The 14,716-nt window shown below is 63.7% G+C and carries 16 protein-coding genes and 1 tRNA gene; 14 read left to right on the top strand and 3 right to left on the bottom strand.

Annotated elements, in window-relative coordinates:
* Positions 1-36: 36 nt before the first annotated feature.
* A tRNA-Sec gene (locus ACH2EI_RS08820) sits at positions 37-132 on the bottom strand.
* 172 nt (positions 133-304) lie between these two features.
* Between ACH2EI_RS08820 and ACH2EI_RS08815 the strand changes: the two genes are divergently transcribed.
* The 8 genes from ACH2EI_RS08815 to ACH2EI_RS08780 are packed head-to-tail and all read left to right on the top strand — an operon-like array spanning position 305 to position 5,039.
* Positions 305-964, top strand: coding sequence for a hypothetical protein (locus ACH2EI_RS08815; protein ID WP_395159743.1), 660 nt, complete (start codon positions 305-307; stop codon positions 962-964).
* Positions 961-2,121, top strand: a complete 1,161-nt coding sequence (locus tag ACH2EI_RS08810) for a CpaF family protein (RefSeq protein ID WP_395159741.1) — start codon at positions 961-963, stop codon at positions 2,119-2,121. Before ACH2EI_RS08815 ends, ACH2EI_RS08810 begins: the two co-directional genes overlap by 4 nt.
* The gene (locus ACH2EI_RS08805; protein ID WP_395154314.1) at positions 2,118-2,876 is read left to right on the top strand and encodes a type II secretion system F family protein; all 759 of its coding nucleotides are present in this window, start codon (positions 2,118-2,120) and stop codon (positions 2,874-2,876) included. The genes ACH2EI_RS08810 and ACH2EI_RS08805 overlap by 4 nt, the downstream gene beginning before the upstream one ends.
* A 1-nt stretch (position 2,877) precedes the next feature.
* Entirely contained in the window at positions 2,878-3,621 is a 744-nt protein-coding gene (locus ACH2EI_RS08800; RefSeq protein ID WP_395154315.1) for a type II secretion system F family protein, read from the top strand.
* Between the two features lie 34 nt (positions 3,622-3,655).
* A complete protein-coding gene (locus ACH2EI_RS08795; protein WP_395154316.1) occupies positions 3,656-3,919 on the top strand; it encodes a hypothetical protein in 264 nt (87 codons plus the stop codon).
* Complete coding sequence (locus ACH2EI_RS08790; RefSeq protein WP_395154317.1) at positions 3,919-4,287, top strand: TadE/TadG family type IV pilus assembly protein; 369 nt, start codon at positions 3,919-3,921, stop codon at positions 4,285-4,287. Before ACH2EI_RS08795 ends, ACH2EI_RS08790 begins: the two co-directional genes overlap by 1 nt.
* Positions 4,288-4,332: 45 nt before the next feature.
* Entirely contained in the window at positions 4,333-4,656 is a 324-nt protein-coding gene (locus ACH2EI_RS08785) for an STAS domain-containing protein (RefSeq protein ID WP_395154318.1), read from the top strand.
* Positions 4,653-5,039, top strand: a complete 387-nt coding sequence (locus ACH2EI_RS08780) for a DUF952 domain-containing protein (protein ID WP_395154319.1) — start codon at positions 4,653-4,655, stop codon at positions 5,037-5,039. The genes ACH2EI_RS08785 and ACH2EI_RS08780 overlap by 4 nt, the downstream gene beginning before the upstream one ends.
* 52 nt (positions 5,040-5,091) lie before the next feature.
* Here ACH2EI_RS08780 and ACH2EI_RS08775 read toward each other — a convergent pair whose 3' ends face one another.
* Together ACH2EI_RS08775 and rsgA are read right to left on the bottom strand one after the other, a co-directional pair.
* Positions 5,092-5,631, bottom strand: a complete 540-nt coding sequence (locus tag ACH2EI_RS08775; RefSeq protein ID WP_395154331.1) for a DUF427 domain-containing protein — start codon at positions 5,629-5,631, stop codon at positions 5,092-5,094.
* 30 nt (positions 5,632-5,661) lie between these two features.
* Complete coding sequence (gene rsgA / locus ACH2EI_RS08770; RefSeq protein ID WP_395154320.1) at positions 5,662-6,720, bottom strand: ribosome small subunit-dependent GTPase A; 1,059 nt, start codon at positions 6,718-6,720, stop codon at positions 5,662-5,664.
* Between the two features lie 139 nt (positions 6,721-6,859).
* Here rsgA and topA point away from each other — a divergent pair, with 139 nt between their 5' ends.
* From topA to map, 6 genes are all read left to right on the top strand, one after another.
* Positions 6,860-9,643 carry a type I DNA topoisomerase gene (gene topA / locus ACH2EI_RS08765; RefSeq protein ID WP_395154321.1) on the top strand — a complete coding sequence of 928 codons (2,784 nt, stop codon included), beginning with the start codon at positions 6,860-6,862 and terminating at the stop codon, positions 9,641-9,643.
* Positions 9,644-9,770: 127 nt separating this feature from the next.
* Positions 9,771-10,379: a dTMP kinase gene (tmk, locus tag ACH2EI_RS08760; protein ID WP_395154322.1), complete on the top strand. Its 609-nt coding sequence runs from the start codon at positions 9,771-9,773 to the stop codon at positions 10,377-10,379.
* A complete protein-coding gene (locus tag ACH2EI_RS08755; protein WP_395154323.1) occupies positions 10,376-11,596 on the top strand; it encodes an ATP-binding protein in 1,221 nt (406 codons plus the stop codon). The genes tmk and ACH2EI_RS08755 overlap by 4 nt, the downstream gene beginning before the upstream one ends.
* Positions 11,597-11,634: 38 nt before the next feature.
* Positions 11,635-12,177, top strand: a complete 543-nt coding sequence (locus ACH2EI_RS08750; RefSeq protein ID WP_395154324.1) for a copper resistance protein CopC — start codon at positions 11,635-11,637, stop codon at positions 12,175-12,177.
* A 198-nt stretch (positions 12,178-12,375) separates the two neighbouring features.
* A complete protein-coding gene (locus ACH2EI_RS08745) occupies positions 12,376-13,593 on the top strand; it encodes a Fic family protein (protein ID WP_395154325.1) in 1,218 nt (405 codons plus the stop codon).
* A gap of 136 nt (positions 13,594-13,729) precedes the next feature.
* Positions 13,730-14,716, top strand: a complete 987-nt coding sequence (map, locus tag ACH2EI_RS08740; protein WP_395154326.1) for a type I methionyl aminopeptidase — start codon at positions 13,730-13,732, stop codon at positions 14,714-14,716.

Raw genomic sequence — 14,716 nt, 5'->3', positions numbered from 1 at the left:
CTTTCGAAACACACCAGCGGACATCCGTGGACCCATTGGCGGAGATGGACGGGAATCGAACCCGCCGGACGGGGATCGCCCGTCCCAACCGCTTTGAAGGCGGCGGAGCCCACCAGGTACCCAGACATCTCCGCATTCGACGCTAGCTGTCGCGCGGCGAACTCGGGACACACAGCAGCGCTTTCCGCCCGGAATCGCGCCGAGTTCGCCGCGCGAGCGCGACTCGGTGCGGAGGCTCGTACCCTGCGGCCACCGACTCCCTCCATGTCACTCACCCCAACCGCCACGTCGGCAGGGAGAACACATGGTCACGCTCTGTTGGGCAGTTAAAGGCGGCTCGGGAACCACCGTTGTCACGTCAACGCTCGCACTCGAATCCTCACGGCCAGCGCTACTCGTCGACCTCGACGGCGAGATCGACACGGTGCTCGGACTCCCCGAACCCGACCGTCCCGGCGTCATCGACTGGCTGCTCGGCGACGGGCCGCCGACGCAACTGGATGATCTGCTGATCGATATCGACGACACCACCTTCCTCCTGCCCTGCCAGCTCAGCGGAACAGCGGGGTCAGCAACGTCGTTGCCGTCGCCAGGCCGATGGGCCGCACTTCTCGCGTGGTTCGCCGAGTGGGAAGCCCGCTCCGGCGGCGAAGTCTGGATCGATGCGGGCACGGGCACGCCTGCGCCGGCATTGGCGAACGGCGTCGAGCAGCGCTGGCTCGTCACCCGAGCCTGCTACCTCTCATTGCGTCGAGCAGCGCGATCCCCCATCCGGCCAACTGGTGTGTTGTTCGTGAGCGGGCACGGTCGGCAACTGCGCCCAAGGGACGTCGAGCGATCCGTTGGGGCACCGATCGTGGCGACGATTGCCGAAGACCCGCGCATTGCCCGGGCCGTCGACTCAGGGCTTCTCGCGAGCCGGCCTCCGCTCATCATCCGCAAGAGTCTCCGAGAGATCGCATGAGCGTGCAGCGTCTCGACGCGACCGCTGCCAGCATGTCGTCGCCAGCGGACCCTGTGGCCGACATCTGTCGGCGAATCAACGACGTTGATGGCGACGTCGGTCAGGCTGCCCATGTCGAAGCGCGACATGTCGCACCACTCGCAACCAGCGACGAGCAACGTCGCCTGGCCGAGGCAGCGATCGCTCGCCTCACGGGCCTCGGTGAACTCGACGAATGGGTCAGCGACGTGACCGTCGACGAAGTATTGGTCAACGCCGACAACCACATCTGGATCGACCGGGGTGGTGAACTGCTGAGAGTCGGCATGCTCACGAGCCAGCCGCTCGGACACATCATCGAACGGATTCTTGCGCCGATCGGCCGACGTCTCGATCTGACCACACCCATCGTCGACGCTCGCCTGCCCGACGGCGCACGGGTGTGCGCTGTCATTGGCCCGGTCGGCGTCGATGGCGCGAGCCTGTCGATCCGTCGCTTTGCACGCTCAGCGCGTCATCTTGCTGCATTCACTGATCCTCTCGGGGTCGAAATCCTTGGCCAAATCGTCGAACGGCGCTGCAACGTCGTTGTCAGCGGCGCCACTTCGTCGGGCAAGACCTCACTGCTCGCTGCCTTGATTGCGACGCTCCCGGATAACGAGCGCATCGTCGTTCTGGAAGACACCGCTGAGCTTCCCATCGGTACACAACATGTGGTGCGACTCGAAGCCCGTCCGCCTGCACCGGATGGACCCCCTGCGATCGACCTGAATGACCTGGTGCGCACCGCGCTTCGACTCCGGCCAGATCGCCTGGTCGTCGGCGAGATCCGTGGGCCCGAAGTGCTGAGCCTCGTGCAGGCAATGAACACCGGCCACGACGGTTCGTTCTCGACGTGCCACGCCAATGGGCCGCTCGACGCGCTCCTCCGGTTGGAATCGCTCGTACTGCAAGCGGCGCCCGCCTGGCCCCTGCCGGCGATTCGACAGCAGCTCGCACGGTCGCTCGATGTCGTCGTCCACATCGCCCGATCGCGCTCCGACGGCAAGCGTCGCTTGGTGTCGATCTGCGAGGTCGGGACGCCGAACCACAACACCGAACCGCGCCTCGTTCCGATTGCTGAGCTTGGCACTGGCGAACGCCTCGTGCAGGTCGGCGTGCTTCGGAGCCGGCGATGAGCACCGTCTTCAGCGCCTCCGCTCTGACTGCTGTCTTGGCTGGTTTGCTGGCTGGTTTGTTGTGCCCTGCGATCTTCGCCTCGGCAGCGATGCGAGCAGGCATTCCACCACGCCGTTGGCCACTGCCAGTCACCCGCACGAACCGGTTCGGTGTGCCAGCATCAACTCTCCGGGCGCGCTGGGGTCAGAGACGAGTCGCAGGCGCCACCATCTCGCCTGGCGCGGTTGCGGAGTGGTGCGATGCGCTCGCCCGTTCACTCCGCGCCGGCACCGCCTTGCGCTCCGCTCTGATCAGCATCGAACCCACCGACCCGGCGCTCGCTGATCGATCCCAGGACGTTCGACAGGCACTCGGGCGAGGCGCAACGGTCTCGACCGCGGTGATCGGTCTGCTGGCCGATGCCACATCGCGACCCCGACGACAGTCACCCCACCTTGCGCTAGCCGCTGCGGTGCTGGCCACCTCGGGCAGCATCGGCGGGCCGACCGCCGCATCGCTCGATCGACTTGCCGGAGCATTGCGACTCCGCGTCGCCGACGGGCAAGAGCGTTCGGCGCACAGCGCCCAAGCGCGGCTCAGTGCACACGTTCTGACCGTCGTCCCGCTGGCCTTACTCGCCCTGTTGGCGGTGACTGACTCCAATGTTCGAGCCGTGCTCAGCCAACGCACCGGCTTCGCCCTCGTGTCGATCGGCCTCGCTCTCAACCTTTTCGGCTGGTGGTGGATGCGTTGCATCGTCACAGCACGCGCATGACATGTTCATTCTCGTTCCAGCCATGGTGACCCTCCTGTGTGTACTGGTCGCCGCCGACGGCGCCAAGCAGCTCGCCAATCCGAGGCGCGGTCCAGCCGCAACCGTGCAGGCGGTTCAGTCCTCCCCCTCATCGCCTCGGTCTGGGCGCACACAACGACACCGTCTCGGCTGGGTGTGTCTGGGGCTCGTCGGGGTCATGGCCGTCGGTGCCCTCTCGGCCGCGATCCTGACAGTCGTTGGCTTCGCAGCAGTGCGGACGCGGATACTGCTCGCCGTTCGATCAGCCACTGCGGCCCGGATTGCCGCGCTCCCAGATGCCATCGACACTTTCGTTCTCCTCGTGCACGCCGGCCTCACCCCGCGGCTTGCCATCGAACGACTCGTCGACGCAGCGCCGCCAATCACCCGACCGGCATTCGCCGAGGTCGTCAATCGCACGCGGCGAGGCGAGACATTCCCCGACGCACTGGCCGCGCTGAACACTCACTTCGGAACCAGTGCCATTGCGCTCGTTGACCTCGTTGCCGCCTCGAGCCGTTACGGGCTCCCGATGGCCGATGTCCTCACCCAACTCTCGGTGGAAACACGCGCAACGCGTCGACGCCTCGACGAAGCAGCCGCTCGCGCCCTGCCGGTCAAGCTGTCGTTTCCGCTGGTCGTCTGCACCCTGCCCTCGTTCATCTTGCTCGCCATCGCCCCTGCGGTGCTGGCAGCACTCTCGTCACTCGGCAACAACGCCTGGTGACCGACCGTTCCCGCACACTTCTTCGGAGGCACCGATGCCACACCTCATCCAGACCTGCTCTCTCTCGCTCGCCACAGCATCCATTGCTGTGACCGACCAGCTCGACTGCCTGGTCGAGCAACATCGATCGCGTTCTACCGGCGACCGTGGGCAGGCGACCACGGAATACGCACTCGTCTTGCTCGCTGCCTCACTGGTCGCTCTCCTCGTCGTCGCCTGGGCCACCGCCGGCGGAGGGGCGGCCCGCATCAGTCGCCTTTTCAACGCGGTGATCGATGCCGTGATCAGTAACGTCTGATGTCGAAGCGCGGACGCAACGACGCTGGCCAGGCGACGGTCGAGTTCGCACTGGTGCTGCCCGTGGTAGTGATCATCGTGCTCGGAATCGTCCAGGTCGGTGTCGCGATCCGCAACGAACTGGCCGTCGAGCTCGCCGCTCGGGAAGGGGCACGCGCTGCGGTCGTGTCCTCTGACCCGAGTGGCGCCGCCGGTCGTGCCGCACGCAGCTCGGTCGGGCTGCCGATCGAGGTGTCGACACAGACAACTTCGCATGACGTCGTCGTCACGATCACCTACACCGATCCGACCGACGTCCCGATCATCGGCCGTTTCCTCGGCCCCAGCACGCACAGCGCAACAGCGACCATGGCGACCGAGCCCGACTGACACGATCGGGCTGATGCTCGGGTCTGCGCCGTTAGCTTGACCGTCATGGACCTGAGCGCGACGACGAGCATCGTGGCCGGCGTGCCAACCGTTGCTATCGACGGCGTCGTCGACCTCGGTTCGATCGCCGCCTTCCGCGACGCCCTGCTGCGTGCTGTTCATGCCAATAGCGGCGCGCTCGTGGTCGCCGACCTCGACGGTGTCGTTGCGCTCGACGATGCCGGCCTCGGGATGCTGCTCGGCGCAGCAGCCGCGGCACGCCAGGCTCATGGCGACCTCGAGATTGTGTGCACCAACAAGCGACTTCGCACCCGCCTCGAACGCACCCGTCTCGACCAGTCGATCACCGTTCGAGACACAATTTCATGACCGAAATCGCTGCTGAAATCGCTGCTGTGTCCGGCGACGATCCGATCTTCCACCTCGCGCTCCCCGAAGACTGGCAAGGTGCCTTCGAGACCGGCGAGTACCGCTGGTCGACCCGCGGTCAAAGGCTCGAAGCGGTCGGCTTCATCCACTGCTCGACAGCAGCTCAGATCGAGGCAACGGCCAATCGCTTCTACGGCGACCTTTCCCATCTGGTGCTCTTAACGATCGACCCCGTCGCCGTCGCCTCAGAGGTCCTCTGGGAGCCGCCAGCACCCGGCGTCGAAGAGTTCTTCCCACATATCTACGGCCCGCTTCCCATCGCCGCCGTCAACATGACCACAATGTGGACCCGCCAAGGCGAAGGCTGGATCCTCAAAAACTAGGTGAGCAAGGTACGGGACCGGGTCTCCAGCACGAGTTCGGTCTCCAGCCCGATCACCAGTGCAGGGTGCCGGGGCCGCCCTTGAACGGGCCGGTCACGTTGTTCGTGATCCAACCGCCGTAGAACAAACCGTCGTTGCCCGCAACAAGTTCGTCGTCGACCCAACACTCGTCAAACCGCTGCGCGTAGAACGCCCAGTGACCGGCCAATTCGGTGAACGCCGGTGTCGGCGTTCGATACGTCCATGCCGCATCAGTCACCGGGTTGATCGACTTGCCGGTGTCGACACCGGCAAGATCGACCGACGCGTAGACGGCCAACCCCTTCCATTCACAGAACGTCCGCGTCGCAGATTCCACAAATACCGAGTCATCCACGAATTCCGGGTCCACGTAGTACGCCGGAGGCTGGCTGGTCTCGAGAACTCGCAATGCGCGAGGTGCATCAACGATCGTCACGCCTGCGTGGGCAACACGAATACGCCAGTCAACGTGCACAACCGAGGGTGGTCGAGGAAATTCCCAGACAGATTCGAACGGCTTACCGTTGGGGGCTGTCCCTTCGCGCCGGTCTGGCTCTGGACGTCTCCTGATGATCATGCAACCCTCCTGTGGCCGGCCCGCCTACTGGAACTCAGACTTCTCTGGTGGTTTCTTGCCGCCGCGTCGTCTGTCGGCCACCTTCTCACGTGCACGCTGCTCTTCTTCGAGTTCTGCCTCTTCTGCGATCAATTTGTCGAGCGCATAGAGCCGCACCGGGGCGAGTTCCCCCGCGCTAATCGCAGCCTGAACAGCGCAGCCGGGTTCCTGATCGTGCTTGCAATCACGGAAACGACATCCATCCATCAGGTCGAACACATCGGCAAACGCCCGCTCGATGCCATTGCCCGACAACCAGAGGCTCAGTGCGCGAACGCCAGGCGTATCGATCAACCAGCCACCGGTGGTCGAGTCGTCGAGAGGAACAAGTTCGGCGGCAACGGTGGTATGACGCCCACGCTGATCGCCTTCACGAACCTCAAACGTCGCCTGCCGTTGGTTGCCGACCAAGGCATTCACGATCGTCGACTTACCCACGCCGCTCGCGCCGAGGAACGTCAGCGTTCGATTGCCCTGGGCATACAACCTGAGTGCTTCGATGCCGTCGCCGGTCACGCCGCTCGCAAGCAGCACTGGCACACCGAGCGCAACCTCGGCGAGTTCGCGCCGAGTCGGTTCGGGGTCGTCGACGAGGTCGGTCTTGGTCAGCACGACGACTGGTTCGGCACCCGAGTCGAACGCCAACACAAGCTCACGTTCGAGACGGCGGGGGCTGGGGGGCGAGCCGAGCGCGTGCACGAGGAAGACCACGTCGATGTTCGCTGCGAGCGTGTGTGAAACGGCGCGCATGCCATCGAACGAGGCGCGCCGGGTGAACGCCGAGGTTCGTTCGAGAACGTGTTCCACCTTCTCACCGTCATCAGAGACAATGATCCAGTCGCCGACAGCAACTTCAGCGCCGATATTGCGCATACGGATGGGGTCGACGAGCCCGCGCGCCTGGTCCATCGTCGAGATTGCTGTGCTCCAGCCCCTGTCGAGCCGGGACACTCGGACGGGAACGCCGGGCGATCCGATCGATTCCCATGCCACCTCGAACGCGTCCGACCAGCCGAGTGCAACACGGTCAGCAGAGGAGGACATTGCCTGAGAACGTACCCTCACATAGCCCGCCAAACCGACGGTTCCGCGATCCGGTTTGCCAAGCCGCGATGCAGAACCGTCTCATTTCCGGCACACTCCATTTGACAACTCTGTTGCAATCCCCTAGCGAAAGACCCTGATGTCTAAGCCACTCGTCATCGTCGAATCTCCTGCGAAGGCGAAAACACTCTCCAAGTTTCTCGGCAGCGGCTACGACGTGCGCGCCTCTGTTGGCCACGTCGCGGACTTGCCCTCTAAAGGGTTGAACATCGACGTCAACAACGGTTTCAAACCGACCTACGAGTTGACCGAACGCGGCAAAACAGTTGTCAAAGACTTGAAGGCTGCACTGAAAGACGCCTCCGAGCTCTACCTCGCAACCGATGAAGACCGCGAGGGCGAAGCCATCTCGTGGCACCTGCTCGAATACCTCAAGCCCAAGGTCCCGGTCAAGCGGATGGTGTTCCACGAGATCACCAAGGCCGCTGTCGACCACGCCGTCAACAACCCTCGCGACATCGACTACGGCATGGTCGACGCTGCCGAGACCCGTCGCCTGCTCGACCGTCTGTACGGCTACGAAGTCTCGCCGGTGCTGTGGCGCCGCGTGAACCGCGGCCTGTCCGCAGGTCGTGTGCAAAGCCCCACGGTCCGGCTGGTCGTCGAACGCGAACGCGAACGCATCGCCTTCGTCAGCGCCGACTACTGGGACATCGACGCGATCACCGCAACCGATCCGTCGTTCGACTCCAAACTTGTCGGCGTCGCCGGTTCAAAGGTAGCCAACGGTAAAGACTTCAACGACAACGGTGAGGTGATCACGCCGAAGAGCGGCAACACACCAATCCAGTTGACAGAAAGTCGCGCACGCGGACTGGCAGAGGGCCTCGAAGGCAAACAGTTCACGGTCCGTTCGGTCGAGGAGAAGCCGTATCGCTCGTCACCCAAGGCGCCGTTCATGACCTCGACGCTGCAGCAGGAAGGCGGCCGCAAGCTCCGCCTCTCCTCCAGCCAGGTCATGCGTGTGGCCCAAGGCCTCTACGAACGTGGCTTCATCACCTACATGCGTACCGACGACGTGATTCTCTCCGAAGAGGCAATGACGGCAACCCGTGACGCGGTGACGAGTGAGTACGGAGCAAAGTACCTCAACGCTGCACCGAAGCAATACAAGAAGAAAACCCAGGGCCAGGACGCTCACGAGGCCATCCGCCCGACCACTCCGTATCGCTCGCCGGACACCGTGTCGACCGAACTCAACAGCCAAGAACTTGCGCTGTATCGGATGATCTGGCAGCGCACGCTGGCGTCGCAGATGGCCGACGCTGCGGGTGTCACCGTCTCGATCCGCCTCTTCGCCGAGTCACTCGACCGCACCACCGGCGAGCTCGTCGACTGCGAGTTCGCGGCATCCGGCACGACGATCACATTCCCCGGCTACCGCGCCGTCTACGTCGCATCGAAGGAAGAGACCGGCGAAGACGCTGCGGACAAAGAAGCGCTCCTGCCGCCGTTGACCGCTGGCGACATGGTGCCGATCGCATCGATCGACCCGAACGGCCATACGACTTCAGCACCATCGCGTTTCACCGAAGCATCGCTCGTGAAGCGACTCGAAGAACTGCGTATCGGTCGACCATCCACCTGGGCATCGATCATCCAAACCGTGCAGGATCGCGGCTATGTGTGGAAGAGGGGTCAGGCACTCGTCCCGACCTGGACCGCATTCGCCGTCATCCGACTGCTCGAAGAGCACTTTGAAGCGCTCGTCGACTACGAGTTCACGGCCTCGACCGAGCACGATCTCGACGCGATTGCCGATGGCACACGTCAAAAAGACAAGTGGCTCCAGCGTTTCTACTGGGGCGACCAGGGCGACGCGAGCGTTCCCCCCATCACGGCCGAGGCCCGCGACGGTGACGATGCGATGCTCGGCCTCAAGCGCCTGGTCGAAGAGAACCTCGACGAAATCGACGCTGCCGAGATCAATACGTTCCCACTCGGAAACGACCCGGACGGCATCGAGATCGTTGCCAAGCCGGGCAAATACGGCCCGTACGTCAAGCGCGGCGACGACACAGCGTCGGTTCCCGACGATCTGCCACCAGATGAACTGACCGTCGAGAAGGCCCTCGAGCTGCTCAACGCCCCGAAGATGGAAGATCCGATCGGCGAGCTCGACGGGCTTCCCGTGTTCGCCAAGAACGGACGCTACGGCCCATACGTGCAGTGGGGCGATCACGACAACCCGCCGCCCGGTATGGAGAAGCCGAAGATGTCGTCGCTCTTCTCGAACATGGTGTTCGAAGCCGTCACGATGGCCGACGCCGAGAAGCTGCTGCAGCTCCCACGCCTCCTCGGTGAAGATCCGACCGACGGCGTTGAGATCTTCTCGAACAACGGTCGCTTCGGCCCGTATGTGATGAAGGAGAAGGACTATCGGAACATCGATTCCGAAGACCAACTCCTCACGATCACACTCGACGACGCCCTGAAGATCTACTCAGAGCCAAAGGTCTACAAGCGCGGCGGTGCCAACCTCGCTGCGAAGGGCCCGCTCAAAGAGTTCGGCACCGACCCGGTGTCGGAGAAGAACGTCACCGCCAAAGACGGTCGCTTCGGCGTGTACGTCACCGACGGCGAAACCAACGCGTCACTCGGTAAGGGTGACCGTCTCGAAGAGATCAGCCCCGAGCGCGCCTACGAGCTACTGGCAATCCGTCGCGAAGCAATCATTGCCAAGGGCGGTACCCCTGGCAAGAAGGCCAAGGCGACGAAGAAGAAGGCTGCTACCAAGAAGAAGGCCGCAGCAAAGAAGAGCACGGCCAAAAAGAAGGCGCCCGCCAACAAGGCCGCAGCAAAAAGGACCGCAGCAAAGAAGACCGCTGCAACCAAGCCAGTCATCACCGACATCAACGACTGACTGTCTCACCCCTTTCTCCGACGACCTGAAACCAAGCAGACCTCGGTGTGACAAAACCGTCATGCTCATTCGCTGAAACGAGTCGGACTCAAACGCGGCACGTTCGTCCTCGGTAACATCCAGCCCCGTGACGTCGCCGCACTACATCGCCTTCGAAGGTGCTGAAGCCTGCGGCAAGTCCACGCAGGCTGCCCTGCTTGCTGCTCGGATGGATGCCGTGCTCACTCGTGAGACGGGTGGGACCGCTGTCGGCGCACGGCTCCGCGAGATTCTGCACGACAACTCGGTCACGAACCTAACACCGCGGGCCGAGGCGCTGATGACAGCGGCCGATCGCGCCCAGCACCTTGCCGAAGTCGTTGGTCCGGCGCTCGATGCTGGCCGCAACGTGGTCAGTGACCGGTCGCTGTACTCGACGCTCGCCTACCAGGGCTACGGCCGCGAACTCGACGTCGAAGAACTCACCATCATCAACGACTGGGCGATCAATGCCCGCTGGCCCGAAACGGTGATCTTCCTCGACACGCCCGATGCGCTCATTGGAGAGCGACTCCAAGAGCGTGATCTCGACCGGTTCGAAGCGGCGGGCGACGCCTTCCATCAACGCGTGATCGAGGGATTCCGCACGATGGCATCAGGCAATACCGACCAGTGGATCACGGTCGCCGGTCGCGGTTCGATCGACGAGGTCGAAGCAACGATCGTTGCCGCCCTGACCGAACGCGGCGTGCTGTGAGCGATTTCGACTCCGGTCAGCCGAGCGACGAAGAGATGACCGAGGAACAGCTCGAAGCAGCGATGCTCGCCGACGAGCAGGCTGCGGCAGCTCCGACAACTTCTGACGCACCCACGTCAGGCAGGCCCGAACTCGGCGACCCCGGTTCGGTATGGGACGACGTCGTCGGGCAGAAGCCTGCAGTCGAGCACCTCCGCGCCGCAGTGGCGCGAGGGCCCGTCCACGCCTACCTGTTCGTCGGGCCAGCCGGTTCGACCAAGCTCGAAGCTGCCCGCGCATTCGCAGCCAGCCTGATATCCGGCGGCGAAGATCGCGAGCAGCGCGATGCCCGGCTGATTCTCGCTGGCGAGCACCCCGACGTCCGCGAAGTGCAGCGCGTCGGCGCATCTATTTCTGCCGACCAAGCCAAAGAAGTCGTGCGCGTGAGCTCACTCGCACCGACCGAAGGCCCTCGCAAGGTGCTCATCCTGGACGAGTTCCATCTCCTGTCACCCAACGGTGCGGCGATGATGCTCAAGACGATCGAAGAGCCTCCCGACTCAACCATGTTCGTCATTCTCTGCGACTTTGTGCCGCACGACCTGATCACTATCTCGTCTCGCTGCGCACGCATCGACTTCCGCACGATCGGTGCCGACGTTATCGCCGCCCGCCTTCTGACCGAGGGCATCAACCCGGCCGGCGCGATGGTCGCGTCGAAGGCTGCGCTCGGCAACCTCGATCGCGCGCGCGTGCTCGCCACCGACCCGGCGCTCGCCGAGCGTCGCAAGGCATTCCTCGGGGCACCCGGGCAACTCGATGGCACGGGTGCTGTTGCCATGCGTCTCGCCGGCGAACTGCTGGCCTTGATCGATGCAGCGGCAGCACCGCTCGCAGCGAGGCACGAAACAGAAATCATCGAGCTCGATGCCCGCATCAAGGAACACGGCGAGCGGGGCAGTGGCAAGAAGCAGCTCGAAGATCGCCACAAACGCGAACTCCGCCGTCACCGCACCGACGAACTCCGCTCCGGTCTGGCGACGCTTGCATCGGTCTACCGAGATCAGGCGATTGCGTCGACGAAGCCGGGCAGCGGCCTCGTCGACATCGAAGGATGCGCTGACGCTGTGGGCCAGATCCACGGAGCATTGGAGGCAATGGAGCGCAACCCGAACGAGCGGCTGCTGCTCGAGTCGCTGCTCTGGTCGCTCCCCAATACCAACCGGGCCGTCGCGTGACCTCCACGACTGCCGTTTGCGTGATTTCATCGCGCAGTATGTGCGCAAACAAACCACGGAAAGGCTGGACGTCGGTCGGGCTGTTCGCTGCCCTGGCAACGGCTATCACGCTGCTCTTTGGCTCGGTTGCATTCGCTCATTCCGGGCTCGGGGCAGCGAGTCCCGGGCCGGGCGCAGTCGTCGGTGGCGAGATCACCACCATCCAGTTGCGGTACAACAGGACGATGACTGACCCTGACGGATCCGTCACCGATCCGAACGGAGAGATCGTCGGCAGTACGTTCACTCAGGACGGCAACCTGCGGGTGATCGTGTCGCTCGATGCCCCGTTGTCGGTGCCTGGTCAGTACGCGGTGCGACACATCAGCACCGACGTCGAAGATGACGATCGCGTCGAAGCCGCTTACCTCTTCACCTTCGACCCCACCGCTCCCCCACCGCAGCTCGAGATCATCGCCGACGACGACGGCTTCCCGTGGGTCTGGGTCATCGTCGGAGTCGGCGGCCTCGTCATTGCCGTGTTGACGTGGCGCCTCGCCACGTCGATGCAACGCGCCCGCGACAGCGCTCCAGCCGCCTGACGGGGCGCCCAAAAGCACCATGGTGATGGAGATGGGGATGGCGCGTCCACGGCGAGCGCCGGATCTTCACATCGCCGTGGGTCAACCTGGCACTGACGACGGTCTGAGCCTCACTGCGCTCACCTCGGCCAGCACACTTGGCGTTCTTCACGCCCAAAGCTGACTCTCAACAGCTCCCCATCGGTCATACTCTGAGCAATGGCAGCCGAGTTCACAACACACAACCGTGGGCTCATGCTCTGGCCGCCGGTGCGATTCGAAAAGCTCACCTGGCTGATCTCTGAAGGCGGCGACGCCCGACGATCATCTCGGGATCGCAGCTATCAGTCGGCGATCCTCGATCCGATTGCCGACGTCAGCATGTTGATCCCGTCGGACTGCGCGCTCATCTCTGAAGATGTCCGAGCCGCAATTGCTCAGTTTGACGTTCGCGTCGGCAACACCCTGGCCCCGCTCGAACGCCTCCTCGTCCGGATCGAAGCATCAGCGTCGTCACGCATCGAGAACGTCGCGGCGTCGATTCCTGACCTGCTGATGGCCGAAATCGGCGATGAGATGGGCCGCTCGGTCGCCGACGTGATCGGCAACGTCGACGCAACTGCAGCAGCCATCGAACTGTCTGATGACATTACTTCCGACACGATTCTCGACGTCCACCGGGCGCTGCTGAGAGACACCCATCCGGTGCTCGCCGGAAAGTGGCGCACCGACCCGGTGTGGATCGGCAGCTACTCGGCCGGGCCCCCCGGTGCGACATTCGTCCCGCCGGCTGCCGATCACATCCCCGACGCCATCGAAGATCTGTCCGAGTTCATGAACCGCACGGACATCCCGGTGTTCATCCAGGCGATGCTGATGCACGCCCACTTCGAAACAATCCACCCGTTCCCCGACGGCAACGGTCGCGTCGGCCGGGCGCTCATCCACGCGTTGCTGCGTCGGGACGGGCTGACCAAAGCTGCGACCCTGCCGATCTCGGCGGGCATCGTCTCGCAAAAGCACCGGTACATCGAGGCGCTCACCGAGTATCGGTCCGGCGACTTCGTCCCGATCGTCGAGCTCGGCGCCGATGCCACGTTCGCTGCGCTCCGTAGCGCGAGCATGCTGTTCGACGATGTCGAACTGATCGTCTACAACTGGCGCACCGTTGCTGACGGCGTACGTGCCGACTCGGTGATTCACCCGATCATCGACACGTTGCTCGCCCACCCGATCGTCGACGTGAAGTCGCTCAGCGAACAACTCGACGCAAGCCCCTCGTCAGTCGGTGGGGCAATTCGCCAACTCGTTGATCTTGGCGTCTTACAAGCGCTCGACCCAACAGCTCAGCGCGGACAACGCTGGGGTGCACATGAAGTCATCCGCGTCCTCAACGCCTTCACCAGCCGCTCGATCAACCCATTCGGCCGGCACTGACCCACTTCTCCCGAAATGGAGACCATCACGCTCCACCAATGATGCGCAGCGGTCTCAGTTTCGGTAGATGACAGGCTCAGAATGTGGCGGAGGAGACCGCGAGCGCGCGTTCGCAGCTTGGCCGTAACCTGGAGAGATGACGTCGACGCTCGGTCCCGCTCCGTCCACCCTGCCGCAGGCCAACGAGTCATGCTGGTGCGGAAGCGGCCGCAAGTACAAGCGCTGTCACAAGAAGTCTGAAGGCCGGATCGTGCAAGGCCTTGTGACGCCGATGCGCGAGGTCCCCGCCAACATCGCCCGCCCGCCCTATGCCGACACCGGCGAATACGACGCTTGGGACGAAGGCCGGGTTAAGTCGCCCGAGATCATCGAGCGGATGCGCGTCTCCGGCAAGCTGGCCGGCGAAGTCTTGAAGATGGCGGGCGACATGGTCAAGCCCGGTGTCACCACCGAAGCGATCGATATTGCTGTGCACCAGGCGTTCATCGACGGCGGCGCCTACCCGAGCACGGTCAACTACCACGGCTACCCGAAGGCTTGCTGTACGTCAGTCAACGAAGTCATCTGCCACGGCATTCCCGACTCGCGTGAACTGCAAGAAGGCGACATCTGCAACATCGACGTCACCGGCTGGCTCGGCGGTGTCCACGGCGACACCAACGCCACCTTCTTCGTCGGTGATGTTGATCCAGAAAGCCGGCAACTCGTCAAGGTCACCGAGGAGGCGATGTGGCGAGGCATCGCAGCCGTCAAAGTCGGCCGCCCGCTGAGCGACATCGGCCGCGCGATCGAAGACACCGTGAAGCCGCACAAGTACGGCGTCGTTCGAGCGTTCGTCGGGCACGGCATCGGCGAGCAGTTCCACACCGACGTCCAGGTGTTGCACTACTACGACTCGCGATCAAGCACGATCATGCGCGCCGGCATGACCTTCACGATCGAACCAATGATCACCCTCGGCACGATCAACTACAAGATCTGGGACGACGACTGGACAGCTGTTACCTCAGACGGCAAGCGCACCGCCCAGTTCGAGCACACGATCCTGGTCACCGACGAGGGTCCGCAAGTGCTCACCGGTGGGCCTGGCACTGCCAGCCCAACCGCTCCCTGGACGCGCTGA

The sequence above is a fragment of the Ilumatobacter sp. genome, from assembly GCF_041688325.1.
Lineage (GTDB): Bacteria > Actinomycetota > Acidimicrobiia > Acidimicrobiales > Ilumatobacteraceae > Ilumatobacter_A.
Note: the sequence above shows the minus strand (reverse complement) of the source record. Positions and strands in the feature narration are given on the sequence as shown.

Coding starts and splice junctions, on each gene's coding strand:
- ACH2EI_RS08815 (WP_395159743.1), top strand. CDS start 305: ATGGTCACGCTCTGTTGGGCAGTTAAAGGCGGCTCGGGAACCACCGTT.
- ACH2EI_RS08810 (WP_395159741.1), top strand. CDS start 961: ATGAGCGTGCAGCGTCTCGACGCGACCGCTGCCAGCATGTCGTCGCCA.
- ACH2EI_RS08805 (WP_395154314.1), top strand. CDS start 2,118: ATGAGCACCGTCTTCAGCGCCTCCGCTCTGACTGCTGTCTTGGCTGGT.
- ACH2EI_RS08800 (WP_395154315.1), top strand. CDS start 2,878: ATGTTCATTCTCGTTCCAGCCATGGTGACCCTCCTGTGTGTACTGGTC.
- ACH2EI_RS08795 (WP_395154316.1), top strand. CDS start 3,656: ATGCCACACCTCATCCAGACCTGCTCTCTCTCGCTCGCCACAGCATCC.
- ACH2EI_RS08790 (WP_395154317.1), top strand. CDS start 3,919: ATGTCGAAGCGCGGACGCAACGACGCTGGCCAGGCGACGGTCGAGTTC.
- ACH2EI_RS08785 (WP_395154318.1), top strand. CDS start 4,333: ATGGACCTGAGCGCGACGACGAGCATCGTGGCCGGCGTGCCAACCGTT.
- ACH2EI_RS08780 (WP_395154319.1), top strand. CDS start 4,653: ATGACCGAAATCGCTGCTGAAATCGCTGCTGTGTCCGGCGACGATCCG.
- rsgA (WP_395154320.1), bottom strand. CDS start 6,720: ATGTCCTCCTCTGCTGACCGTGTTGCACTCGGCTGGTCGGACGCGTTC.
- topA (WP_395154321.1), top strand. CDS start 6,860: ATGTCTAAGCCACTCGTCATCGTCGAATCTCCTGCGAAGGCGAAAACA.
- ACH2EI_RS08750 (WP_395154324.1), top strand. CDS start 11,635: ATGTGCGCAAACAAACCACGGAAAGGCTGGACGTCGGTCGGGCTGTTC.
- ACH2EI_RS08745 (WP_395154325.1), top strand. CDS start 12,376: ATGGCAGCCGAGTTCACAACACACAACCGTGGGCTCATGCTCTGGCCG.
- map (WP_395154326.1), top strand. CDS start 13,730: ATGACGTCGACGCTCGGTCCCGCTCCGTCCACCCTGCCGCAGGCCAAC.